This window comes from Streptomyces decoyicus, assembly GCF_019880305.1.
Taxonomy (GTDB): domain Bacteria; phylum Actinomycetota; class Actinomycetes; order Streptomycetales; family Streptomycetaceae; genus Streptomyces; species Streptomyces decoyicus.
The window spans coordinates 1,434,706-1,456,297 of record NZ_CP082301.1 but is presented as its reverse complement, the minus strand read 5'-3'; the positions used below and the strand labels follow the sequence as shown (position 1 = coordinate 1,456,297).

The 21,592-nt window shown below is 70.6% G+C and carries 17 protein-coding genes; 13 read left to right on the top strand and 4 right to left on the bottom strand.

Translation table 11 applies throughout. The annotated features are described in order from the left end of the window. Nucleotides 1-43 precede the first annotated feature (43 nt). The 5 genes from yajC (at nucleotide 44) to K7C20_RS06315 (ending at nucleotide 6,982) form a co-directional block, all read left to right on the top strand. On the top strand, nucleotides 44-586 hold the full coding sequence (gene yajC / locus K7C20_RS06335) for a preprotein translocase subunit YajC (RefSeq protein WP_030076379.1): 543 nt from the start codon (nucleotides 44-46) through the stop codon (nucleotides 584-586). A 152-nt stretch (nucleotides 587-738) separates the two neighbouring features. Then, complete coding sequence (gene secD / locus K7C20_RS06330) at nucleotides 739-2,517, top strand: protein translocase subunit SecD (protein ID WP_030076381.1); 1,779 nt, start codon at nucleotides 739-741, stop codon at nucleotides 2,515-2,517. Between the two features lies 1 nt (nucleotide 2,518). Beyond that, a complete protein-coding gene (secF, locus tag K7C20_RS06325) occupies nucleotides 2,519-3,640 on the top strand; it encodes a protein translocase subunit SecF (RefSeq protein ID WP_053208439.1) in 1,122 nt (373 codons plus the stop codon). Beyond that, nucleotides 3,637-4,185: an adenine phosphoribosyltransferase gene (locus K7C20_RS06320; protein WP_030076382.1), complete on the top strand. Its 549-nt coding sequence runs from the start codon at nucleotides 3,637-3,639 to the stop codon at nucleotides 4,183-4,185. The genes secF and K7C20_RS06320 overlap by 4 nt, the downstream gene beginning before the upstream one ends. 172 nt (nucleotides 4,186-4,357) lie before the next feature. Further along, nucleotides 4,358-6,982: a RelA/SpoT family protein gene (locus K7C20_RS06315; protein ID WP_053208474.1), complete on the top strand. Its 2,625-nt coding sequence runs from the start codon at nucleotides 4,358-4,360 to the stop codon at nucleotides 6,980-6,982. A gap of 64 nt (nucleotides 6,983-7,046) precedes the next feature. On the opposite strand, the gene K7C20_RS06310 is transcribed toward K7C20_RS06315, so the two are convergent. Both K7C20_RS06310 and K7C20_RS06305 read right to left on the bottom strand, forming a co-directional pair. Next, the gene (locus tag K7C20_RS06310; RefSeq protein ID WP_030076384.1) at nucleotides 7,047-8,276 is read right to left on the bottom strand and encodes a DUF349 domain-containing protein; all 1,230 of its coding nucleotides are present in this window, start codon (nucleotides 8,274-8,276) and stop codon (nucleotides 7,047-7,049) included. 251 nt (nucleotides 8,277-8,527) lie between these two features. Beyond that, the gene (locus tag K7C20_RS06305) at nucleotides 8,528-9,358 is read right to left on the bottom strand and encodes a peptidylprolyl isomerase (protein WP_030076385.1); all 831 of its coding nucleotides are present in this window, start codon (nucleotides 9,356-9,358) and stop codon (nucleotides 8,528-8,530) included. Nucleotides 9,359-9,521: 163 nt separating this feature from the next. Here K7C20_RS06305 and K7C20_RS06300 point away from each other — a divergent pair, with 163 nt between their 5' ends. From K7C20_RS06300 to K7C20_RS06285, 4 genes are all read left to right on the top strand, one after another. Beyond that, complete coding sequence (locus K7C20_RS06300) at nucleotides 9,522-10,235, top strand: MBL fold metallo-hydrolase (protein ID WP_030076387.1); 714 nt, start codon at nucleotides 9,522-9,524, stop codon at nucleotides 10,233-10,235. An 11-nt stretch (nucleotides 10,236-10,246) separates the two neighbouring features. Continuing rightward, nucleotides 10,247-11,509 carry a histidine--tRNA ligase gene (hisS, locus tag K7C20_RS06295; RefSeq protein WP_030076390.1) on the top strand — a complete coding sequence of 421 codons (1,263 nt, stop codon included), beginning with the start codon at nucleotides 10,247-10,249 and terminating at the stop codon, nucleotides 11,507-11,509. Between the two features lie 329 nt (nucleotides 11,510-11,838). Then, nucleotides 11,839-12,480 carry a vitamin K epoxide reductase family protein gene (locus K7C20_RS06290; protein WP_030076391.1) on the top strand — a complete coding sequence of 214 codons (642 nt, stop codon included), beginning with the start codon at nucleotides 11,839-11,841 and terminating at the stop codon, nucleotides 12,478-12,480. Between the two features lie 92 nt (nucleotides 12,481-12,572). Beyond that, nucleotides 12,573-13,943: a replication-associated recombination protein A gene (locus K7C20_RS06285; protein ID WP_053208438.1), complete on the top strand. Its 1,371-nt coding sequence runs from the start codon at nucleotides 12,573-12,575 to the stop codon at nucleotides 13,941-13,943. A gap of 135 nt (nucleotides 13,944-14,078) precedes the next feature. Here the strand turns inward: K7C20_RS06285 and K7C20_RS06280 are convergent, their stop codons facing one another. Beyond that, on the bottom strand, nucleotides 14,079-14,831 hold the full coding sequence (locus K7C20_RS06280) for a DUF2470 domain-containing protein (RefSeq protein WP_053208473.1): 753 nt from the start codon (nucleotides 14,829-14,831) through the stop codon (nucleotides 14,079-14,081). A 182-nt stretch (nucleotides 14,832-15,013) separates the two neighbouring features. On the opposite strand from K7C20_RS06280, the gene rpsD reads away from it, so the two are divergent. Beyond that, nucleotides 15,014-15,625, top strand: a complete 612-nt coding sequence (gene rpsD, locus K7C20_RS06275) for a 30S ribosomal protein S4 (protein ID WP_030076400.1) — start codon at nucleotides 15,014-15,016, stop codon at nucleotides 15,623-15,625. A 25-nt stretch (nucleotides 15,626-15,650) separates the two neighbouring features. On the opposite strand, the gene K7C20_RS06270 is transcribed toward rpsD, so the two are convergent. Continuing rightward, the gene (locus K7C20_RS06270; protein WP_053208437.1) at nucleotides 15,651-17,927 is read right to left on the bottom strand and encodes an ATP-binding protein; all 2,277 of its coding nucleotides are present in this window, start codon (nucleotides 17,925-17,927) and stop codon (nucleotides 15,651-15,653) included. 193 nt (nucleotides 17,928-18,120) lie between these two features. Here K7C20_RS06270 and K7C20_RS06265 point away from each other — a divergent pair, with 193 nt between their 5' ends. From K7C20_RS06265 to alaS, 3 genes are read left to right on the top strand one after another with little or no spacing between them, the layout of a single operon-like run. Next, nucleotides 18,121-18,570, top strand: a complete 450-nt coding sequence (locus K7C20_RS06265) for a DUF948 domain-containing protein (protein WP_053208436.1) — start codon at nucleotides 18,121-18,123, stop codon at nucleotides 18,568-18,570. 8 nt (nucleotides 18,571-18,578) lie between these two features. Continuing rightward, a complete protein-coding gene (locus K7C20_RS06260) occupies nucleotides 18,579-18,923 on the top strand; it encodes a DUF6167 family protein (protein ID WP_030076408.1) in 345 nt (114 codons plus the stop codon). Continuing rightward, nucleotides 18,923-21,592, top strand: a complete 2,670-nt coding sequence (gene alaS / locus K7C20_RS06255; protein ID WP_030076410.1) for an alanine--tRNA ligase — start codon at nucleotides 18,923-18,925, stop codon at nucleotides 21,590-21,592. Before K7C20_RS06260 ends, alaS begins: the two co-directional genes overlap by 1 nt.

Sequence of the window (21,592 nt, the reverse complement as noted above, 5' to 3'; positions counted from 1 at the left end):
TATGAGACCGCGCATCCGCGGTCGTGCGAAGGATTTCCGTCCCGTGAGTATCGTGACTCTCCTCCCCTTCATCGTCCTCATCGGGGCCATGTTCCTGATGACCCGGTCTGCCAAGAAGAAGCAGCAGGCGGCCGCGCAGATGCGCAATGAAATGCAGGCCGGCACCGGCGTCCGGACCATCGGCGGCATGTACGCCACCGTCAAGGAAATCCACGAGGAAACCGTCCTCCTGGAGGTCGCCCCCGGCGTGCACGCGATCTACGCCAAGAACGCCATCGGCGCCGTGCTCGCGGACGAGGAGTACAACCGCATCCTGGACGGTGCCGACCCGATCCACGCCGACGAGCCGGTCGTCCCGGACGACGCGTCCTCGCTGACCGCCGCCTCCGCCGACGAGGCCGCCGACAAGGGCGACAAGATCGACCTGGGCAAGACCGAGGCCACGGCCGCCGAGCCCGCCGTGGACGAGCCCGCCGCCGACAAGGCGAAGGACACCAAGGCAGCCGAGGACAGCGAGAACACCGTCAAGGCGGACGCGGACACCGTCAAGGACGAGAAGAAGTCCGGCGACGACGAAGCCAAGTAGTCCGCCCCATCGGAACCGCGGAGCACGCGTGGTGTGTCGTGCACCGCGGTTCCGGGACGGTTTAGGCTCCGGCGGGGGCACGTCCCCACAAGACTTCGTGGCCGCTCGGCCGGCATCCCGGGCCGAGGGGTTGGACAGGGAGATACGAGAAGGTGGCAGCACCGAAGAAGGGCCGCAGGGCGCCCGCGAGCCAGGGGCATCCGGGCCGCACCCTGATCCTGGTCCTGATCGCCATGGTGGGGCTGGTCGGAGGCATGTTCTACTCCGACACGCTGACGCCGCGGCTGGGCATCGACCTGGCCGGCGGCACCAGCTTCACGCTGGCGGCCCAGAACCAGCCGGGCAAGCCCAACGCGATCAACGAGACCAACATGAAAACCGCCGCCGGCATCATGGAGCGGCGGGTCAACGGTCTCGGTGTGACCGAGTCAGAGGTCCAGACGCAGGGCAGCAACCACATCATCGTGAACATCCCCAAGGGGACGGACGCGAAGCAGGCCCGCCAGCAGGTCGGCACCACCGCCCAGCTCGGATTCCGGCCGGTGCTGACCACCACCGCGGGGACGAAGACCCCCGAGCCCAAGCCCAGCCCCTCCCAGAGCGGTGCGAACGGCAAGGGCAAGGGCGACAAGGCCTCGGGTGACAAGACCAAGGTCCAGCCGGGAACCCAGCAGAACGCGTCCTCGCAGTCGCCGAGCTCGAAGCCGACGACGCAGGGCCGCGCGGTGACGGACTCGCTGAAGAAGGCGCCCTCCGCCAAGCCCACCCCGTCCGGCAAGCCCTCCACACCCCCGGCGCCGCCGGCGCCTCCGGGCGCAGCGGACATCCCGCCGGCTCTCCAGAAGCAGCTCAACGCGCTGGACTGCTCCACGAAGAAGGGCCGCTCCGCCGCGGGCGAGAAGGCCGCCAACACCAAGCCGTCCGACCCGATCGTGGCGTGCAAGCAGGACGGCGCCCAGAAGTACGCGCTCGGCCCGGTCGGCGTCGAGGGCACGGACGTCAGCGGCGCCAAGGCCGTCTTCGACAGCCAGCAGGGCCAGGGCTGGATCGTCCAGATGGACTTCACGTCCGAGGGCGGCAAGAAGTTCGGGGACATCACCGGCAAGCTCGCCGCCAAGGCGCCGCCGCAGAACCAGTTCGGCATCGTCCTGGACGGTGCGGTCGTGTCCTCCCCCTCGGTCGACAAGGCCATCATGGGCGGCGGGGCCACCATCTCCGGCGGCTTCACCCAGCAGACCGCCGAGGACCTCGGCAACATGCTGTCCTACGGTGCCCTGCCGCTCTCCTTCAAGATCGACGACGAGACCACGGTCACTGCGGCGCTCGGTGGCGAGCAGCTGCACGCCGGTCTGATCGCCGGCGCCATCGGCCTCGGACTGGTCGTCATCTACCTCGTCGCCTACTACCGGGGACTGGCGCTGGTCGCGCTGGCGAGCCTGGGCGTCTCGGCGGTCCTGACGTACACGATCATGACCTTGCTCGGCCCGGCCATCGGGTTCGCGCTGAACCTCCCGGCGGTCTGTGGCGCCATCGTCGCCATCGGTATCACCGCCGACTCGTTCATCGTCTACTTCGAGCGCATCCGGGACGAGATCCGCGAGGGACGCACCCTGCGCCCGGCCGTCGAGCGCGGCTGGCCGCGGGCCCGCCGCACGATCCTGGTCTCCGACTTCGTGTCGTTCCTGGCCGCCGCGGTGCTGTTCGCCGTCACCGTCGGCAAGGTGCAGGGCTTCGCCTTCACGCTCGGCCTGACCACCGTCCTCGACGTCGTCGTGGTCTTCTTCTTCACCAAGCCCCTGATGACGCTGCTGGCCCGGCGGAAGTTCTTCTCCGACGGCCATCCCTGGTCCGGCCTCGACCCCAAGCGCCTGGGTGCCAAGCCGCCGCTGCGCCGCCGTCGCGGCGCCGCCCCCACCACGAAGGAGGCGTGAGATGTCCAAGCTCGGAAACATCGGCGCCCGGCTGTACCGCGGCGAGGTCGGCTACGACTTCATCGGCAAGCGGAAGATCTGGTACGGCCTCTCGATCCTCATCACGATCGTGGCCATCGTCGGTCTGGGGGTGCGCGGCCTGAACATGGGCATCGAGTTCTCCGGCGGCGCGGTCTTCACGACCCCGAAGACCTCCGTGTCCGCCTCGGAGGCGCAGCACAAGGCCGAGTCGGCGGCCGGCGGCCACCAGGCCATGGCGCAGAAGCTCGGCGACGGCGCACTGCGCATCCAGATCAGCGGTCTGGACACCAAGGCAGCGGTGCCGGTCCAGGAAGGGCTCGCCAAGGACCTGAACGTCCCCGTCAAGGACGTCAACACCCAGCTGGTCGGCCCGAGTTGGGGTGAGCAGATCGCCAACAAGGCCTGGCTGGGCCTGGGGATCTTCATGGTCCTCGTGGTGCTCTACCTGGCCATCGCCTTCGAGTGGCGGATGGCGGTCGCCGCCCTGGTCGCGCTGATCCACGACCTCACGATCACGGTCGGCATCTACGCCCTGGTCGGCTTCGAGGTCACCCCCGGCACGGTCATCGGTCTGCTGACGATCCTCGGTTACTCCCTCTACGACACGGTCGTCGTCTTCGACAGTCTCAAGGAAGCCTCCAAGGACATCACCAAGCAGACCCGCTTCACCTACAGCGAGATCGCCAACCGCAGCATCAACGGCACCCTGGTGCGCTCCATCAACACCACTGTCGTGGCGCTGCTCCCGGTCGCCGGTCTGCTGTTCGTCGGCGGCGGTGTCCTGGGCGCGGGCATGCTCAACGACATCTCGCTGGCCCTGTTCGTCGGTCTCGCCGCCGGTGCGTACTCCTCGATCTTCATCGCGACGCCGCTGGTCGCCGATCTGAAGGACCGCGAGCCGGAGATGAAGGCGCTGGCCAAGCGGGTGAAGGCGAAGCGCGCCGCGGCCGCGGCCAAGGGCGCGAGCCAGGAGGACGCGCAGGATGCGGCGTCCGCCCCGGCGGACGCCGAGGACGGTGACGACGGCACGGTCGTCGGCCCCCGCCGGCAGCCCGCCTCCCGCAACCGCGGCCGCGGCCGCCCGTCGGGCAAGCGCCGATGAGCGCCCCGGCAGGCCTGCGTGAGCTGCTGCTGAGCCGGATCGCGGACGTCCCGGACCACCCGCAGCCGGGTGTGGTGTTCAAGGACATCACCCCGCTGCTGGACGACCCGGCGGCCTTCGGCGCGGTGACCGAGGCGTTCGTCGAGCTGTGCGAGCGCCATCGGGTGGACAAGGTCGTGGGCCTGGAGGCGCGCGGCTTCATCCTCGCCGCCCCGGTCGCGATCCGGGCCGGCGTCGGTTTCGTCCCCGTACGCAAGGCCGGAAAGCTGCCCCGCGCGACGCTCCGGCAGGCGTACGAGCTGGAGTACGGCACCGCCGAGATCGAGATCCACGCCGATGCGCTGGCCCCGGGAGAACGGGTGCTGGTGATCGACGACGTCCTCGCCACCGGCGGCACGGCAGACGCCTCGCTTCAGCTCATCCGCCGTGCGGGCGCCGAGGTCGCGGGCGTGGCGGTGCTGCTCGAGCTGGACTTCCTGGCCGGGCGGCAGCGCCTGGAGGCGGGCCTGAAGGGGGCTCCGCTGGAGGTCCTGATCACGGTCTGAGCCACCGCGCACAGCACCTTCGCACGCAGGGGCACCCGGAAGAATCCGGGTGCCCCTGCTGCTGTGTCATGTACGGAACCCCGGCCGCGGGGGAGTAGTGGCCCCGGGGTCGATACGATGGCACCCCGGCCCGTTCGAGGTCCTGGGGTCCGGAACCGCTTGAGGAGTGCTCTTGCCAGACGAGGCCCAGCCGCTCTCCCCCGGACTGCGTCCGGCGGGATCCGACGCCGCGCGCCCGGACGAGCCCAAGCTGTCGGACGCGGCTTCCTCGGACGCGCCCCAGCCCGAGCGGCAGGGTGCGTCCGACGGCACCGCCACGCCCCGGCCGCCGGCCGGCGGCTCCGCCGCGCCCCAGGCTCCCGCCGAGCGGCCCCGTACGGCGCCCAAGCCGGGGCCCGCCGCCTCCTCGCCCCAGCCTGCGTCGCCGTCCCGCGCGGCCAAGCCGCCGGCCAAGGCCGACCAGCCCCCGGCGCCCAAGCCGCCGACGCCCGCCCCCGCCGGCCGCTCCGGCTCGCCCAACCGGGTACGGGCCCGCCTCGCCCGGCTGGGCGTCCAGCGCTCCAGCCCGTACAACCCGGTCCTGGAGCCGCTGCTGCGGGCCGTCCGCGGCAACGACCCCAAGATCGAGACCGGCACGCTGCGCCAGATCGAGCGTGCCTATCAGGTCGCCGAGCGCTGGCACCGCGGCCAGAAGCGCAAGAGCGGCGACCCGTACATCACCCACCCGCTCGCGGTGACCACGATCCTCGCCGAGCTGGGCATGGACCCGGCGACCCTGATGGCCGGCCTGCTGCACGACACCGTCGAGGACACCGAATACGGCCTGGACACCCTGCGGAGCGACTTCGGCGACCAGGTCGCGCTGCTGGTCGACGGCGTCACCAAGCTCGACCGCGTCAAGTTCGGCGAGGCCGCGCAGGCCGAGACGGTGCGCAAGATGGTCGTCGCGATGGCCAAGGACCCGCGGGTCCTGGTGATCAAGCTCGCCGACCGGCTGCACAACATGCGCACCATGCGCTACCTCAAGCGGGAGAAGCAGGAGAAGAAGGCCCGCGAGACGCTGGAGATCTACGCTCCGCTCGCCCACCGCCTGGGCATGAACACCATCAAGTGGGAGCTGGAGGACCTCGCCTTCGCGATCCTCTACCCCAAGATGTACGACGAGATCGTGCGGCTGGTCGCCGAGCGGGCGCCCAAGCGCGACGAGTATCTGGCCATAGTGACCGACGAGGTCCAGGCCGATCTGCGCGCCGCCCGCATCAAGGCCACCGTCACGGGCCGCCCGAAGCACTACTACAGCGTCTACCAGAAGATGATCGTGCGCGGCCGCGACTTCGCCGAGATCTACGACCTGGTGGGCATCCGCGTCCTCGTCGACACCGTCCGCGACTGCTACGCGGCCCTCGGCACCATCCACGCGCGATGGAACCCGGTCCCCGGCCGGTTCAAGGACTACATCGCGATGCCCAAGTTCAACATGTACCAGTCGCTGCACACGACGGTGATCGGCCCCAGCGGCAAGCCCGTTGAGCTCCAGATCCGTACGTTCGACATGCACCGCCGCGCCGAGTACGGCATCGCCGCGCACTGGAAGTACAAGCAGGAGGCGGTCGCCGGCACGTCCAAGGTGCGCACGGACGCGCCCAAGGGCGTCGGCAAGGGCGACACCGTCAACGACATGGCCTGGCTGCGGCAGTTGCTGGACTGGCAGAAGGAGACCGAGGACCCGGGCGAGTTCCTGGAGTCGCTGCGCTTCGACCTGTCCCGCAACGAGGTCTTCGTCTTCACGCCGAAGGGCGATGTGATAGCGCTGCCGGCCGGCGCCACCCCCGTCGACTTCGCGTACGCGGTGCACACCGAGGTCGGCCACCGCACGATAGGAGCGCGGGTCAACGGGCGCCTCGTACCGCTCGAATCGACCCTGGACAACGGCGACCTGGTCGAGGTCTTCACCTCCAAGGCGGCGGGCGCCGGGCCCTCCCGCGACTGGCTCGGCTTCGTCAAGTCCCCGCGCGCCCGCAACAAGATCCGTGGCTGGTTCTCCAAGGAGCGCCGCGACGAGGCCATCGAGCAGGGCAAGGACGCCATCGCGCGCGCCATGCGCAAGCAGAACCTGCCGATCCAGCGGATCCTGACCGGCGACTCCCTGGTCACCCTCGCGCACGAGATGCGCTACCCGGACATCTCCTCGCTCTACGCCGCCATCGGCGAGGGCCATGTCGCCGCCCAGGGCGTCGTCCAGAAGCTGGTGCAGGCGCTCGGCGGCCAGGACGAGGCCACCGAGGACATCGCCGAGTCCACCCCGATCCGGCCGCGCTCCAAGCGCCGCTCCAGCGCCGACCCCGGTGTGGTCGTCAAGGGCGTCGACGACGTGTGGGTCAAGCTCGCCCGCTGTTGTACGCCGGTACCGGGCGACCCCATCATCGGCTTCGTCACCCGCGGCAACGGCGTCTCGGTGCACCGCGCCGACTGCGTCAACGTCGACTCGCTGTCCCGGCAGCCGGAGCGGATCCTGGACGTCGAGTGGGCGCCCACCCAGTCCTCGGTCTTCCTGGTCGCCATCCAGGTCGAGGCGCTGGACCGTTCACGGCTCCTCTCGGACGTCACCCGGATCCTGTCCGACCAGCACGTCAACATCCTCTCGGCCGCCGTCCAGACCTCCCGCGACCGCGTCGCCACCTCCCGCTTCACCTTCGAGATGGGCGACCCGAAGCATCTGGGGCACGTCCTCAAGGCCGTACGGAGCGTGGAGGGCGTCTACGACGTCTACCGCGTGACCTCGGCCCGCAGGCCGTAACGCACACGAGGCGGCCCCGGTACGGAAGATCCGTACCGGGGCCGCCTCGCGTCCACCGGGATTGTCACCCGCCGAACTCCTCCAGGCCCTTGAGCGCCTGGTCCAGCAGCGCCTTGCGGCCCTCCAGCTCCCGGCCGAGCTTGTCGGCCTTGGCGTTGTTGCCCGCCGTCCGGGCCGTGTCGATCTGCTTCTCCAGCTTGTCGACCGCGTCCTGGAGCTGGCCGGTCAGCCCCGCGGCGCGCGCCCGCGCCTCAGGGTTCGTACGGCGCCACTCGGTCTCCTCGGCCTCCTGGATGGCCCGCTCGACGGCGTGCATCCGGCCCTCGATCTTGGGTCGGGCGTCCCGCGGGACATGGCCGATGGCCTCCCACCGCTCGTTGATCGAGCGGAACGCCGCCCGCGCGCCCTTCAGGTCCGAGACCGGAAGCAGCTTCTCGGCCTCGACGGCCAGCTCCTCCTTGCGGGTCAGGTTCTCCCGCTGCTCGGCGTCGCGCTCCGCGAAGACCTCACCGCGGGCCTGGAAGAAGATGTCCTGGGCGCCGCGGAAGCGGTTCCACAGGTCGTCCTCGTGCTCGCGCTGGGCGCGGCCCGCGGCCTTCCAGTCCGCCATCAGCTCGCGGTAGCGGGCCGCGGTGGCCCCCCAGTCCGTCGAGTTCGACAGCGACTCGGCCTCGGCGACCAGCTTCTCCTTCGCCTTACGGGACTCCTCGCGCTGCGCGTCCAGCGACGCGAAGTGCGCCTTGCGCCGCTTGGAGAACGCCGAGCGGGCGTGCGAGAAGCGGTGCCACAGTTCGTCATCCGCCTTGCGGTCGAGCCGCGGCAGGCCCTTCCAGGTGTCGACCAGCGCACGCAGCCGCTCGCCGGCCACCCGCCACTGCTCGCTGGCCGCCAGTTCCTCCGCCTCGGCGACCAGTTTCTCCTTGGCGTGCCGGGCCTCGTCGCTCTGCCGGGCCTTGAGCGCCTTGCGCTCTTCGCGGCGCGACTCGACGGTCTCGACGAGCTTGTCCAGCCGCTTGCGCAGCGCGTCCAGATCGCCCACCGCGTGATGTTCGTCGACCTGGGTGCGCAGATGGTCGATCGCGGTCGTCGCGTCCTTCGCCGACAGGTCGGTGGTCTTGACCCGGCGCTCGAGGAGGCCGATCTCGACGACCAGGCCCTCATACTTGCGCTCGAAGTAGGCGAGGGCCTCCTCGGGAGTTCCCGCCTGCCACGATCCGACGACCTGCTCGCCATCGGCGGTACGCACGTACACGGTCCCCGTCTCGTCGACGCGGCCCCATGGGTCGCTGCTCACAGCGCCTCCTCCACATGATGCCGACGGGGGCATGCGGCCCCCCGGCATCGTCCACAGTTTCTGTCCGGCAGAGCCGCGCCCTGGCCGGTCCGACGGGCTGACTTGCGGGTGAGGGTGGCAGCCGTCGGAGCAGGCACCCTACACAACGCCAATCTAGGCGACCGGCGGTCAGCTGTCCGCATCCAGCACGACGAAATTCCGCGGTTCGCCGGGGGCGGCGCAGCGGCGCCGCCCCCGGGTCGCCCGGCTGGTCAGGACTTCTTCACGGACGCCTTGTCGATCACGACGGTGGCGTTGGGCGCCGTGTTGCGGGTCTGCGGGTCCGGCGTCGAACCGGCCTTGGCGATCTTCCGCAGGACGTCCATACCGCCCGTGATGGTGCCGAACGGTGTGTAGTTCGCGGGCAGCTTGCTGTCCTGGTAGACGAGGAAGAACTGGCTGCCACCGGAGTTGCGGCTCTTGTCGCTCGCTCCGTCGTAGCGGTTGGCCATCGCGACCGTGCCCGCCGGATAGACGCCGCCCTTGAGCCGCGGGTCCTCGAGGTTCTCGTCCGGGATGGTGTAGCCGGGGGTGCCGCGGCCGGTGCCCTTCGGGTCGCCGCACTGGAGGATATGGATGTCCGCGTCGACCAGGCGGTGGCACTTGCTGTGGTCGAAGTAGCCCTGGCCGGCCAGGAAGGCGAAGGAGTTGACCGTGTGCGGCGCCTTGCCCGCGTCCAGCTTCAGACCGATCGTGCCGCAGGTCGTCGCCAGCTTCACGGCGTACGAGGCCGACGTGTCGACCGACATCGCCGGCTCCTTCGGCCAGGTCTTCTCCGACGGTGCGCCCTTCGCGGGCCTGTCGCACGGGTCCGGTGCCTTGGACGGCGTCGGGGCCGCGGCCCGGTCGGACACCTCGTCGCTGCCGCCCGCGAGTCCGGTGGAGGCGTAGACCGCGGCTCCGGCGGCCAGCGCGACGGCCACGACGGAGGCGATGATCACGTTGCGGTGTTTGGTCTTCCGCTGGGCCGCGGACCGCCGTTGCTGCTGACGCTCGTACTTCTCGCGGGCGAGCTGCCGCCGCCGCTGATCTTTGCTGACCACCGGTCGTCTCCTTGTCCGATCATCGATCGCGCTCGTGCGCCGTGGCCGTACGGTATACGGGTTCGCCCTGCCGGGAGTCCCGCCGGTAGGCTCTGGAGCTGCCGAGATGTCCGGGAGAAGCGGTCTGGCGGACCGACCTCCACACCGACCTTTAAGGACGAACGTGCTGATTGCCGGGTTCCCCGCCGGGGCCTGGGGCACCAACTGCTACTTGGTCGCCCCCGCAGCAGGCGAGGAGTGCGTCATCATCGACCCGGGCCACCAGGCGGCCCAAGGAGTCGAGGACGCGGTCAAAAAGCATCGGCTCAAGCCCGTCGCGGTCGTCCTCACCCATGGCCACATCGACCATGTCGCCTCCGTCGTACCGGTGTGCGGCGCGCACGATGCCCCGGCCTGGATCCACCCCTCGGACCGCTACATGATGAGCGACCCGGAGAAGGCCATCGGCCGCTCCATCGGTCAGCAGCTCATGGGCGAACTCACCGTGGGGGAGCCGGACGACGTCAAGGAGCTGAGCGACGGTGCAGCCCTGGAACTCGCCGGGATGGAATTCTCCGTCGCGCACGCCCCGGGCCATACCAAGGGGTCGGTGACGTTCAGGATGCCCGAGCAGGCCGACATTCCGCCGGTCTTCTTCTCGGGCGACCTGCTGTTCGCCGGCTCCATCGGACGCACCGACCTGCCGGGCGGCGACCACGCCGAGATCCTGCAGTCGCTGGCGCGTGTGTGCCTGCCGCTGGAGGACTCGACCGTCGTCCTGTCCGGCCACGGCCCCCAGACCACCATCGGCCGCGAGCGCGCCACCAACCCCTTCCTGCGGGAAGTGGCCGCCGGCCTCGGAGACGGCTTCAGCGCCGCTCCACGACGAGGAATGTGACGAGAGCTTCCGTGAGCACCTTCAAGGCCCCCAAGGGCACGTACGACCTGATTCCGCCGCAGTCCGCCACCTATCTCGCGGTGCGCGAGGCGATCGCCGCGCCGCTGAAGAACTCCGGGTACGGCTACATCGAGACGCCCGGTTTTGAGAACGTCGAGCTGTTCGCGCGCGGCGTCGGTGAGTCCACCGACATCGTGACCAAGGAGATGTACGCCTTCGAGACCAAGGGTGGCGACCAGCTGGCGCTGCGCCCCGAGGGCACCGCGTCCGTGCTGCGCGCCGCGCTGGAGGCCAACCTCCACAAGGCCGGCAACCTCCCGGTCAAGCTCTGGTACTCCGGCTCGTACTACCGCTACGAGCGTCCGCAGAAGGGCCGTTACCGCCACTTCTCGCAGGTCGGTGCGGAGGCGATCGGCACCGAAGACCCGGCGCTGGACGCCGAGTTGATCATCCTGGCCGACCAGGCCTACCGCGCGCTGGGACTGCGGAGCTTCCGCATCCTGCTGAACTCCCTGGGCGACAAGGAGTGCCGGCCCGTCTACCGCGCCGCGCTCCAGGACTTCCTGGGCGGGCTCGACCTGGACGAGGACACCCGCCGCCGGGTCGACATCAACCCGCTGCGTGTCCTGGACGACAAGCGCGAGTCCGTACAGAAGCAGCTCGACGGGGCGCCCAAGCTCCGCGACTACCTCTGCGAGGCCTGCAAGGCGTACCACGAGCAGGTGCGCGAGCTGCTGACCGCGGCGGGCGTGGCCTTCGAGGATGACGAGAAGCTGGTCCGCGGCCTGGACTACTACACCCGCACCACCTTCGAGTTCGTCCACGACGGCCTCGGTTCGCAGTCCGCGGTGGGCGGCGGCGGACGATACGACGGCCTCTCCGAGATGATCGGCGGCCCCGCGCTGCCGTCCGTCGGCTGGGCGCTGGGCGTCGACCGTACGGTGCTGGCCCTGGAGGCGGAGGGCGTCACGCTCGACATCCCCGCCGCCACCGCCGTGTACGCGGTACCGCTCGGCGAGGAGGCCCGCCGGGTGCTGTTCGGGGTGGTCACCGAGCTGCGCCGGTCCGGTGTCGCCACCGACTTCGCGTTCGGCGGCAAGGGCCTGAAGAACGCCATGAAGTCCGCCAACCGCTCCGGTGCGCGGCTGGCGCTCGTCGCGGGCGAGCGGGACCTCGCCGAGGGCGTCGTCCAGCTCAAGGACCTGGAGAGCGGCGAGCAGAGCGCGGTCGCGCTGGACGGTGTCGCCGAGGAGATCCGGCGTCTGCTGGGCTGAGACCGCACCGTAGGCAGACCCCGAGGGGCCCGGACGGCGACCGGCCGTCCGGGCCCCTCGTGCTGCCGGGTGTCCCGTGTCAATGCCGGCGGCGCATTCATCCCGGCGGAGGGAATCCGGGACTGCCGCACCGGCGGCGGCGCACCCCCGGACGGGCGGCCGGGCGGGCCGGAGCGGGGCGAAGGCTGAGAGAACGCTGTGTGCGGCCGCCTCGTCTTTATGTTCATCGCACAGTGGGTCATGGTGGAGTTGGGGCAGAATGAACGGCGGTGCCGCGACCGGGGCCCGCTTGCTCAGACCATCTCCCTAGGGATCGACGGAACGGCGATATGACGACGACAGCGCTTGACGACGTGTCCACCGACGACGACCGCGCGAGCGGCGCGGGCACCATCGGCTCGGGTCGCGGTTTCGCCCTGCTCCTGGTGATCACCGGCGCGCTGGGCACCTTCGCGGCCTGGATCATCACCCTGGACAAGTTCGAGCTGCTGAAGGACCCGAGCTTCAAGCCGGCCTGCAGTCTCAACCCGATCATCTCCTGCACCAACATCATGCAGAGCAAGCAGGCGGACGTCTTCGGCTTCCCGAACCCGATGGCCGGGCTGGTCGGCTTCGGCGTGGTCGTCGCGGTCGGCATGGCCCTGCTGGCCGGCGCCCGCTTCCGCCGCTGGTACTGGATCGGGCTGAACATCGGCACGGGCCTCGGCGCGGTCTTCTGCATGTGGCTGATGAGCCAGTCCCTGTACAGCATCAACTCGCTGTGCCTGTGGTGCACGCTGACCTGGTGCGTGACCATCCTGATGTTCTGGTACACCACTGCGCACAACCTCAAGCACGGCATCATCCCGGCTCCCGCGGGGCTGCGCCGGACGGTGGTGGAGTTCCACTGGGTCGTACCGGTGCTCTGGTACGGCGTGATCGCCCTGCTGATCCTCACCAAGTGGTGGTCGTACTGGAGCACCCTGCTCTAGGACCCCTGAGCCTGCTTGAACGGCTCTGACGCCCCGGCCCGTCCACGACGGCGGCCGGGGCGTTGTCAGTGGGGTGGCTTAGGCTCATGAGCGTGGAGCCCGACCTGTTCACCGCCGCTGCCGAAGACCGCCAGGAGAAGGACCCCGCGGGGTCCCCGCTCGCCGTGCGGATGCGTCCGCGCACCCTCGACGAAGTCGTGGGTCAGCAGCATCTGCTCAAGCCGGGCTCGCCGTTGCGCCGGCTGGTGGGCGAGGGCAGCGGGGGGCCGGCCGGGCCGTCCTCGGTGTTCCTGTGGGGGCCGCCGGGGATCGGCAAGACGACCCTCGCGTATGTCGTCAGCCAGGCGACGAACAAGCGCTTCGTGGAGCTCTCGGCGATCACGGCGGGCGTCAAGGAGGTCCGCGCGGTCATCGACGGCGCCCGGCGCGCCTCGGGCGGCTTCGGCAAGGAGACCGTCCTCTTCCTCGACGAGATCCACCGCTTCAGCAAGGCCCAGCAGGATTCCCTGCTGCCCGCCGTGGAGAACCGCTGGGTCACCCTGATCGCCGCGACGACCGAGAACCCGTACTTCTCGGTGATCTCGCCGCTGCTGTCCCGTTCACTGCTGCTGACCCTCGAACCCCTCACGGACGACGATCTGCGGGGCCTGCTGCAGCGTGCGCTGACCGATGCGCGCGGGCTGGCGGGCTCGGTCACCCTCCCCGAGGACACCGAGGGGCATCTGCTGCGTATCGCGGGCGGCGATGCCCGGCGGGCGCTGACGGCCCTGGAGGCCGGGGCCGGCTCCGCGCTGGCCAAGGGGGAGAAGGAGATCACCCTCCGGACGCTGGAGGAGTCCGTCAACCGGGCGGCGGTGAAGTACGACCGCGACGGGGACCAGCATTACGACGTCGCCAGCGCGCTGATCAAGTCCATCCGGGGATCGGACGTCGATGCCGCGCTGCATTATCTGGCGCGCATGATCGAGGCGGGGGAGGACCCGCGGTTCATCGCCCGCCGGCTGATGATCTCCGCGAGCGAGGACATCGGCCTGGCCGATCCGACGGCTCTCCAGACCGCGGTCGCCGCCGCCCAGGCCGTGGCGATGATCGGCTTCCCGGAGGCGCGGATCACGCTGAGCCAGGCCACCATCGCGCTCGCCCTGGCCCCGAAGTCGAACGCCGCCTATATGGCCATCGACGCGGCCCTGGCGGACGTGCGGGCAGGTCAGGCGGGTGCAGTGCCGCCGCATCTGCGCGACAGCCATTACAAGGGCGCTCAGAAGCTCGGCCACGGCCAGGGCTATCAGTACCCGCACGACCTGCCGGGCGGCATCGCGGCGCAGCAGTACGCGCCGGACGAGGTGCACGGCAAGCGCTACTACGAACCCACCCGCCATGGTGCCGAGGCGCGCTATGCCGATGTGGTCGAGCGCGTCCGCGTCCGCCTGCGCTCGGCCTCCGGCGAGGCCGGCGCCGAATAGCCGCATAGCCGGGCAGTCCCTGCAGGATCTGCCGGGGCGCAGGCCCCACCGGGCCCCGGGGGCGGCCGACCGGCCGGGTGGCCTCGGGTTCGGCGGCGGCCTCGCAGCGCACCCTGGCTGACGGGCGGCTCCCGGCTACTCGGCCGCCGCCTCGAAGAGGAGGTGCATCGCCCGCCGCAGCTCCGCCACGTCCCGTACGGGCTCGGGGAAGTCGAACCGCGCGTCGAAGGACCGCTGCTCGGCATCCGTGAAGCGGACCCGCAGCCCGAAGCGGTCCAGACCCACCGGCACGGCCCGGTCGCGCAGTCCGCAGAGCTCCCGGCGGTCTCCCAGCAGGGCGCACAGCCCGCGCACCTGCTCGTGGTGTGCCGCGTGCAGATGCTGGAGCAGCTCCGCCTCATGGGCGGCCAGCGGATCGGGTGCCGCGGTGGCGAACTCGTCGGGCTCGACGGGTTCGGCGCCCCACAGGTCGTCCACCGCGCCCTCGCCGACCTCCAGGCGCAGCATCATCCAGGCGGTCCGCCCGTAGAGGCCCGGTGCCGGGTCCGGCTGGAGCGCCTCACCGATACCGAGCAGCTCGCCCACCGGGTGCCGCTCCGCGAGCAGCGTCGCCGCCTCGGCGCGCTGCTCATTGCGTACGGGGGTCAGCCAGCCGGCCACCCAGGCCCGGCCGCGGATGCGATGGGGCACCGAAACCGGTGCGACGTCCGTGATCTCCATCACGGCTGTCAGGTCGTCGTCCTGGGCGTGTGCGGCCGCCCGAGCCGCCGCAGAATCGCCTGGAACCAGCAACAGCACGTCTCCGTCGGGTGTCACCGTGCGGCAGACAGGAGCCGAGAGACCCGTCTCGTCGGGGTCCTCGACACCGGGGATGCTCAAAGACGCCATACCATTGGACTCGACGAGGGTCCGTACGCGCTCGGCGGCAGTGGGCTGCTGGGCGTCTTCCACGGGACGCGGCTGACCCGCCTCGGTGCGGTGTGCACTGGGCAGGGGGATCCCAGGTCGAAACATACGTCCTCCTCGCGCTAAGGTAAGCCTCACCTAACTTACACGGAGGTCCGTTCCACGTGAACCAGTCGCGTCCCAAGGTCAAGAAGTCCCGCGCGCTCGGCATCGCGCTGACGCCGAAGGCCGTCAAGTACTTCGAGGCCCGTCCCTACCCGCCCGGCGAGCACGGCCGTGGCCGCAAGCAGAGCAGTGACTACAAGGTCCGTCTGCTCGAGAAGCAGCGTCTGCGTGCGCAGTACGACATCAGCGAGCGCCAGATGGCGCGTGCCTACGACCGCGCTCGGAAGGTCGATGGCAAGACCGGCGAAGCGCTGATCATCGAGCTTGAGCGCCGTCTGGACGCGCTCGTCCTGCGGTCGGGCATCGCCCGCACCATCTACCAGGCTCGTCAGATGGTCGTCCACGGCCACATCTCGGTGAACGACCGCAAGGTCGACAAGCCGTCCTTCCGCGTCCGCCCCGGCGACGTCGTGATGGTCCGCGAGCGCAGCCGCGAGAAGCACCCCTTCCAGGTCGCCCGCGAGGGTGGCTACGACACCGACGGTGAGACCCCGCGCTACCTCGAGGTCAACCTGCCGGCTCTGGCGTTCCGTCTCGACCGGGACCCGAACCGCAAGGAGATCCCGGTGATCTGCGACGAGCAGCTCGTCGTCGAGTACTACGCCCGCTAAGCACCACCGCAGGCGCAGCACTACCTCAGCCCGCCGTCTCCCCGCCGCTCGCGGAGGGGGAGGCGGCGGGCTCGTGCGTGTCCGGCGCCGTGATCCGCACCGTACGGAGCTGCGCGGGCAGCAGGCCGGCGGGCCGCAGGATCCGGGCCACCGCCGTGTCCAGGTCGAGCCGCTCGCCCACCCGCCGGCAGTGCTCGTAGCGCTCGGCTCCCAGCCGCTCGCGGGCCTGCTCCTCGCAGAGCGCATGCGGCTGGTTGAAGTGGCGCGAGCCGAACAGCGGCAGCCCCACCGACGGCCAGATCCGTCCGGCGGCGCCCTGGAGCACCGCCGCCTCCTCCGCGTCGCCCTCGCCGAGCGTCACCAGGGCCAGCAGCTCGATCGCCAGCACCGCGCCCAGCAGATCGTGGAAGGTGTGATCGATGGCCAGGCATTCCTCCAGCAGCGCACGGGCCCGCCCGCCGTCCCCACGGGACCATGCCGCGAAGGCCAGCACGTACTGGGCGTACGCCAGCGTCCAACGCTCTCCGTGCTCCTCGCACACCTCCAGGACGTCCTCACACATGCGCACCGCGTCCGCCAGCTCGCCCTGGAAGGCCACCGCCATCGCAAGCTCGACCTGCCCCAGCAGCACATTGCTGTTGAGCTCGCCGATCTCCCGGTAGCGGTCCAGCGCCGCGCGCAGCAGCTTCTCGGCGCGCGGCATGTCGTCGCAGACCAGTGCCAGACAGCCGGTGCGGTGCAGCGCATACGCGGCCGCGGTGGCGTTGCCGGTCCGCTCGGCCTCGTCACGGCACTCCTGGAGGGCCCCCAGCGCGCCGACGGTGTCCCCCTGGAGCACCGCGACATAGCCGGCCACCCACAGCGCCTTCATCCGCGCCTCGTCGTGGGTGCTCTCCAGCTCCAGGGCCCGGTCCAGCCAGTGCCGGCCCTCCGAGAGCCGGCCGCAGCCCACCCAGTAGAACCACAGCGTGCCCGCCAGGTACTGGCCCAGGTGGATATCGGCGGGGGTCTCCAGGCTCTGTTCCAGCGCCACCCGCAGATTGGGCAGCTCGGCCTCGATCCGGGCCGCGATCTCGGCCTGCCGGGAGCTGAACCAGTCCAGTTCGCACCAGGTGGCGAGCCCCAGATACCAGTCGCGGTGCCGGCGCCGCAGCCGCTCGCCGTCGGGCGTCGCCGCCAGCCAGCCCGCCCCGTAGGCCCGTACGGTGTCCAGCATCCGGTAGCGGACCCCGGCCGCGGTCTCCTCGCGTACGAGCACCGACTGGGTGACCAACTCCGTGAGGATGTCGAGGAGTTCGTCGGCCGGCAGCTCCGGCCCCGAGCAGACGTATTCGGCCGCCTCCAGATCGAAGTGTCCGGCGAAGACCGTCAGCCGTGCCCACAGCAGCCGTTCCTCGGACGTGCACAGCTCGTGACTCCAGCCGATCGCGGTACGCAGCGTCTGGTGGCGGGGCGGGGGCGCGCCCTGCTGGAGCGGGGCCGGGACCTTGGACGGTGCTCCCCCCTGCTCGAGCGCGGTCGAGAGCTCGGGGGAGCACCGCGGGCGGGTGCCGGTCAGCAGCCGGAAACGGTCGTCGAGCCGGTGCAGCACCTGGTCCACGGACAGTGCCCGCAGCCGTCCGGCGGCCAGCTCCAACGCGAGCGGAATGCCGTCGAGCCGGTCGCAGAGCTCGGTGACCGCCGCCTCGTTGGACGGTCCGACGGCGAACCCGGGGACGACGGCAGCGGCGCGGTCGGCGAAGAGGGCGGTCGCGTCGGCGGTGCTCATCGGCGCCAGCGGCACGGTCCGCTCGCCGTCGAGCCCGAGCGGCCGCCGGCCCGCGGCCAGCACCTGGAGCCCGGGGGCGCGGCGCAGCAGCTGCCCGGTCAGTTCGGCACAGGCGTCGACCAGGTGCTCGTAGCCGTCCAGGACGAGCAGCAGGTCCCGGTGGGCGAGGAGGTCGCCCAGTACGGAGCGCACCGGGCGGCCGCTGTGGCCGGTGGCTCCCAGCGCCTCGGCGACGGTGTGGTCCAGGAGGTGCGGTTCGCGCAGGGAGGCCAGTTCGACCAGCCACACCCCATCGCAGAAGCGATCCTGCAAGATCCCTGCGGCATGGCGGGCAAGCCGCGACTTGCCGACGCCGCCGAGGCCGGTGAGCGTCACCAGCCGGGCGGATTCCAGCTGCCGTGCCAGCGCGGCCAGTTCGTCGTGGCGGCCGATGAAGCCGTTGAGCTCCGCGGGAAGATTCCCCGGCCGGTCCGGCTCCCGCAGAGGCGCGGGGGAGGGACGGGGAGCAGGGCCGGAGCGCGTGAGGCGTCGCATGGCACACGGAGCGTACTCGGCAGGATGCGGACCGTACAATCACGCCTCGGGAATCCCGGGCCGGCGCTCCGCGTTCCAGGGGGAACGGGGTACGGACGGACAGTCACGGCGCGATAAGGTCAAGGTTGCCGTTCGAGCGGGATTGCTGAGCGGGAATGAGCCCAGACCAAATCAGTCGGAGTGTGGTGCCAACGTGTCCGGTGGAGAGGTGGCCGGGATCCTCGTGGCCGTCTTCTGGGCGATCCTCGTGTCGTTCCTCGCCCTCGTGCTGGTGAGGCTCGCGCAGACGCTCAAGGCGACCACCAAGATGGTGGCCGAGGTGTCCGAGCAGGCCGTTCCGCTCCTGGCCGACGCCTCCGCGACCGTCCGCTCCGCGCACACCCAGCTGGCCCGCGTCGATGCCATTGCCGCCGACGTCCAAGAGGTCACCGCCAACGCCTCCGCGCTCTCCACGACCGTCTCCTCCGCCTTCGGCGGCCCGCTGGTCAAGATGGCGGCGTTCGGCTACGGCGTGCGCCGCGCGATCGGCAAGAAGGGCGAGGACGCCCCTGCCGCCGGGCGCGCAGAGCGCACCGTCATCCTCGGCCGTACCCTGCCCGGCGCCCGCCGCGGCGGGCGCCGCAACCGTCGCTCCAAGGACTGATCACAGCGATGTTCCGCCGCGCATTCTGGTTCACCACCGGCGCCGCCGCCGGGGTCTGGGCCACCAACAAGGTCCACCGCAAGCTGCGCAAGCTGCAGCCCGACAGCCTCGCCGCCCAGGCCGCGGACAAGGCCGTCGAGACCGGGCACCGGCTGCGCCAATTTGCATTGGACGTACGGACCGGAATGGCGGACCGTGAAGAGCAGCTGCACGAGGCCCTGGGCCTCGGCGGGACGGGCGAGGTGCGTGAGCTGCCCGCGCCTCGCCGCGCGGTGCTCGAATCGCAGTACCGCACCACGAGAACAACCGGATCTACCGGTCTGACCGGACCGACTGGAAAAGAGGACCACTGATGGAGTCGGCTGAAATCCGCCGCCGCTGGCTGCGCTTCTTCGAGGAGCGCGGGCACACCGTCGTGCCGTCGGCGTCGCTCATCGCGGACGACCCGACGCTGCTGCTCGTCAACGCGGGCATGGTCCCCTTCAAGCCGTACTTCCTCGGTGAGGTCAAGCCGCCCGCCCCGCGCGCCACCAGCGTCCAGAAGTGCGTCCGTACGCCGGACATCGAAGAGGTCGGCAAGACCACCCGGCACGGCACGTTCTTCCAGATGTGCGGCAACTTCTCCTTCGGCGACTACTTCAAGGAAGACGCCATCAAGTACGCCTGGGAGCTGCTGACCGGCTCACAGGCCGACGGTGGCTACGGCCTCGACCCGGAGAAGCTCTGGATCACCGTCTACCTCGAGGACGACGAGGCCGAGCGCATCTGGCACGAGGTCATCGGGGTGCCCAAGGAGCGCATCCAGCGCCTGGGCAAGAAGGAGAACTACTGGTCCATGGGCGTCCCGGGCCCCTGCGGGCCGTGCTCCGAGATCAACTACGACCGCGGCCCGGAATTCGGCGTCGAGGGCGGCCCGGCCGTCAACGACGAGCGGTACGTGGAGATCTGGAACCTGGTCTTCATGCAGTACGAGCGGGGCCAGGGCACCGGCAAGGAGGACTTCGAGATCCTCGGCGAGCTGCCCAGCAAGAACATCGACACCGGCCTCGGCCTCGAGCGCCTGGCGATGATCCTCCAGGACGTCCCGAACATGTACGAGACGGACACCCTGCGTGTCGTCATCGACAAGGCCACCGAGCTGACCGGGGTCCGCTACGGCACCGCGCACGACAGCGATGTCTCGCTGCGCGTGGTCGCCGACCACATCCGTACGTCCACGATGCTCATCGGCGACGGCGTCACCCCCGGCAACGAGGGCCGCGGCTACGTCCTGCGCCGCATCATGCGCCGCGCCATCCGCAACATGCGGCTGCTCGGGGCCTCCGGCCTGGTCGTCGGGGAGCTGCTGGACGTGGTCATCAAGACCATGGGCCAGCAGTACCCGGAGCTGCTGGAGGACCGCCGCCGCATCGAGACGGTCGCCCTCGCCGAGGAGGCCGCCTTCGTCAAGACGCTGAAGGCCGGCACGAACATCCTCGACACCGCCGTCACGGAGACCAAGGCCTCCGGCGGCAAGGTCCTGGCCGGCGACAAGGCCTTCCTGCTCCACGACACCTGGGGCTTCCCGATCGACCTCACCCTCGAAATGGCCGCCGAACAGGGCCTGTCGGTGGACGAGGACGGCTTCCGCCGCCTGATGAAGGAGCAGCGGGAGCGCGCCAAGGCCGACGCCCAGTCCAAGAAGAGCGGCCACGCCGACCTGTCCGCCTACCGCGAGGTCGCCGACAAGTCCGGTGCCACGGAATTCACCGGCTACAGCGCCACCGAGGGCGAGTCCGCCATCGTCGGCCTGCTGGTCAACGGCGTCCCGGCCCCCGCCGCCCATGAGGGCGACGAGGTCGAGGTCGTCCTGGACCGCACCCCCTTCTACGCCGAGGGCGGCGGCCAGCTCGCCGACACCGGCCGGATCAAGCTGGACTCCGGCGCCGTCGTCGAGGTCCGCGACGTCCAGCAGCCGGTGCCCGGCGTCACGGTCCACAAGGGCGCCGTCCAGGTCGGCGAGGTGGTGCTCGGCTCCGCCGCGTACGCCACCATCGACGTCAGCCGCCGGCGTGCCATCGCCCGCGCCCACAGCGCCACCCACCTCACCCACCAGGCGCTGCGCGACGCTCTCGGCCCGACGGCCGCGCAGGCCGGCTCGGAGAACTCCCCGGGCCGCTTCCGCTTCGACTTCGGTTCGCCGGCCGCCGTGCCCGGCGGAGTCCTCACGGACGTCGAGCAGAAGATCAACGAGGTGCTCTCCCGCGAGCTCGACGTGCACGCCGAGGTCATGAGCATGGAGGACGCCAAGAAGCAGGGCGCCATCGCCGAATTCGGTGAGAAGTACGGCGACCGCGTCCGCGTGGTCACCATCGGTGACTTCTCCAAGGAGCTGTGCGGCGGCACGCACGTCCACAACACCGCTCAGCTGGGTCTGGTGAAGCTGCTCGGCGAGTCGTCCATCGGCTCCGGCGTACGCCGCGTCGAGGCGCTCGTCGGTGTGGACGCCTACAAGTTCCTGGCCCGTGAGCACACCGTCGTCTCCCAGCTCACCGAGCTGGTCAAGGGGCGCCCGGAGGAGCTGCCCGAGAAGATCTCCGGCGTCCTGGCCAAGTTGAAGGACGCCGAGAAGGAGATCGAGAAGTTCCGCGCCGAGAAGGTGCTCCAGGCCGCCGCCGGGCTGGCCTCGGGCGCCAAGGACGTCCGCGGTGTGGCGCTCGCCGCCGGCCAGGTCCCGGACGGCACCTCCGCCGACGATCTGCGCAAGCTGGTGCTCGACGTGCGCGGCCGGATCCACGGCGACCGGGCCGCCGTGGTGGCGCTCTTCACGGTGGCAGGCGGCCGCCCGGTGACGGTCATCGCCACCAACGAGGCCGCCCGCGAGCGCGGCATCAAGGCCGGTGACCTGGTCCGTACGGCCGCCAAGACGCTCGGCGGCGGTGGCGGCGGCAAGCCGGACGTCGCCCAGGGCGGCGGCCAGAACGCCGCCGCGGTGCCCGAGGCCATCGAGGCCGTCGAGCGCCTCGTCGCCGAGGCGGCCTGA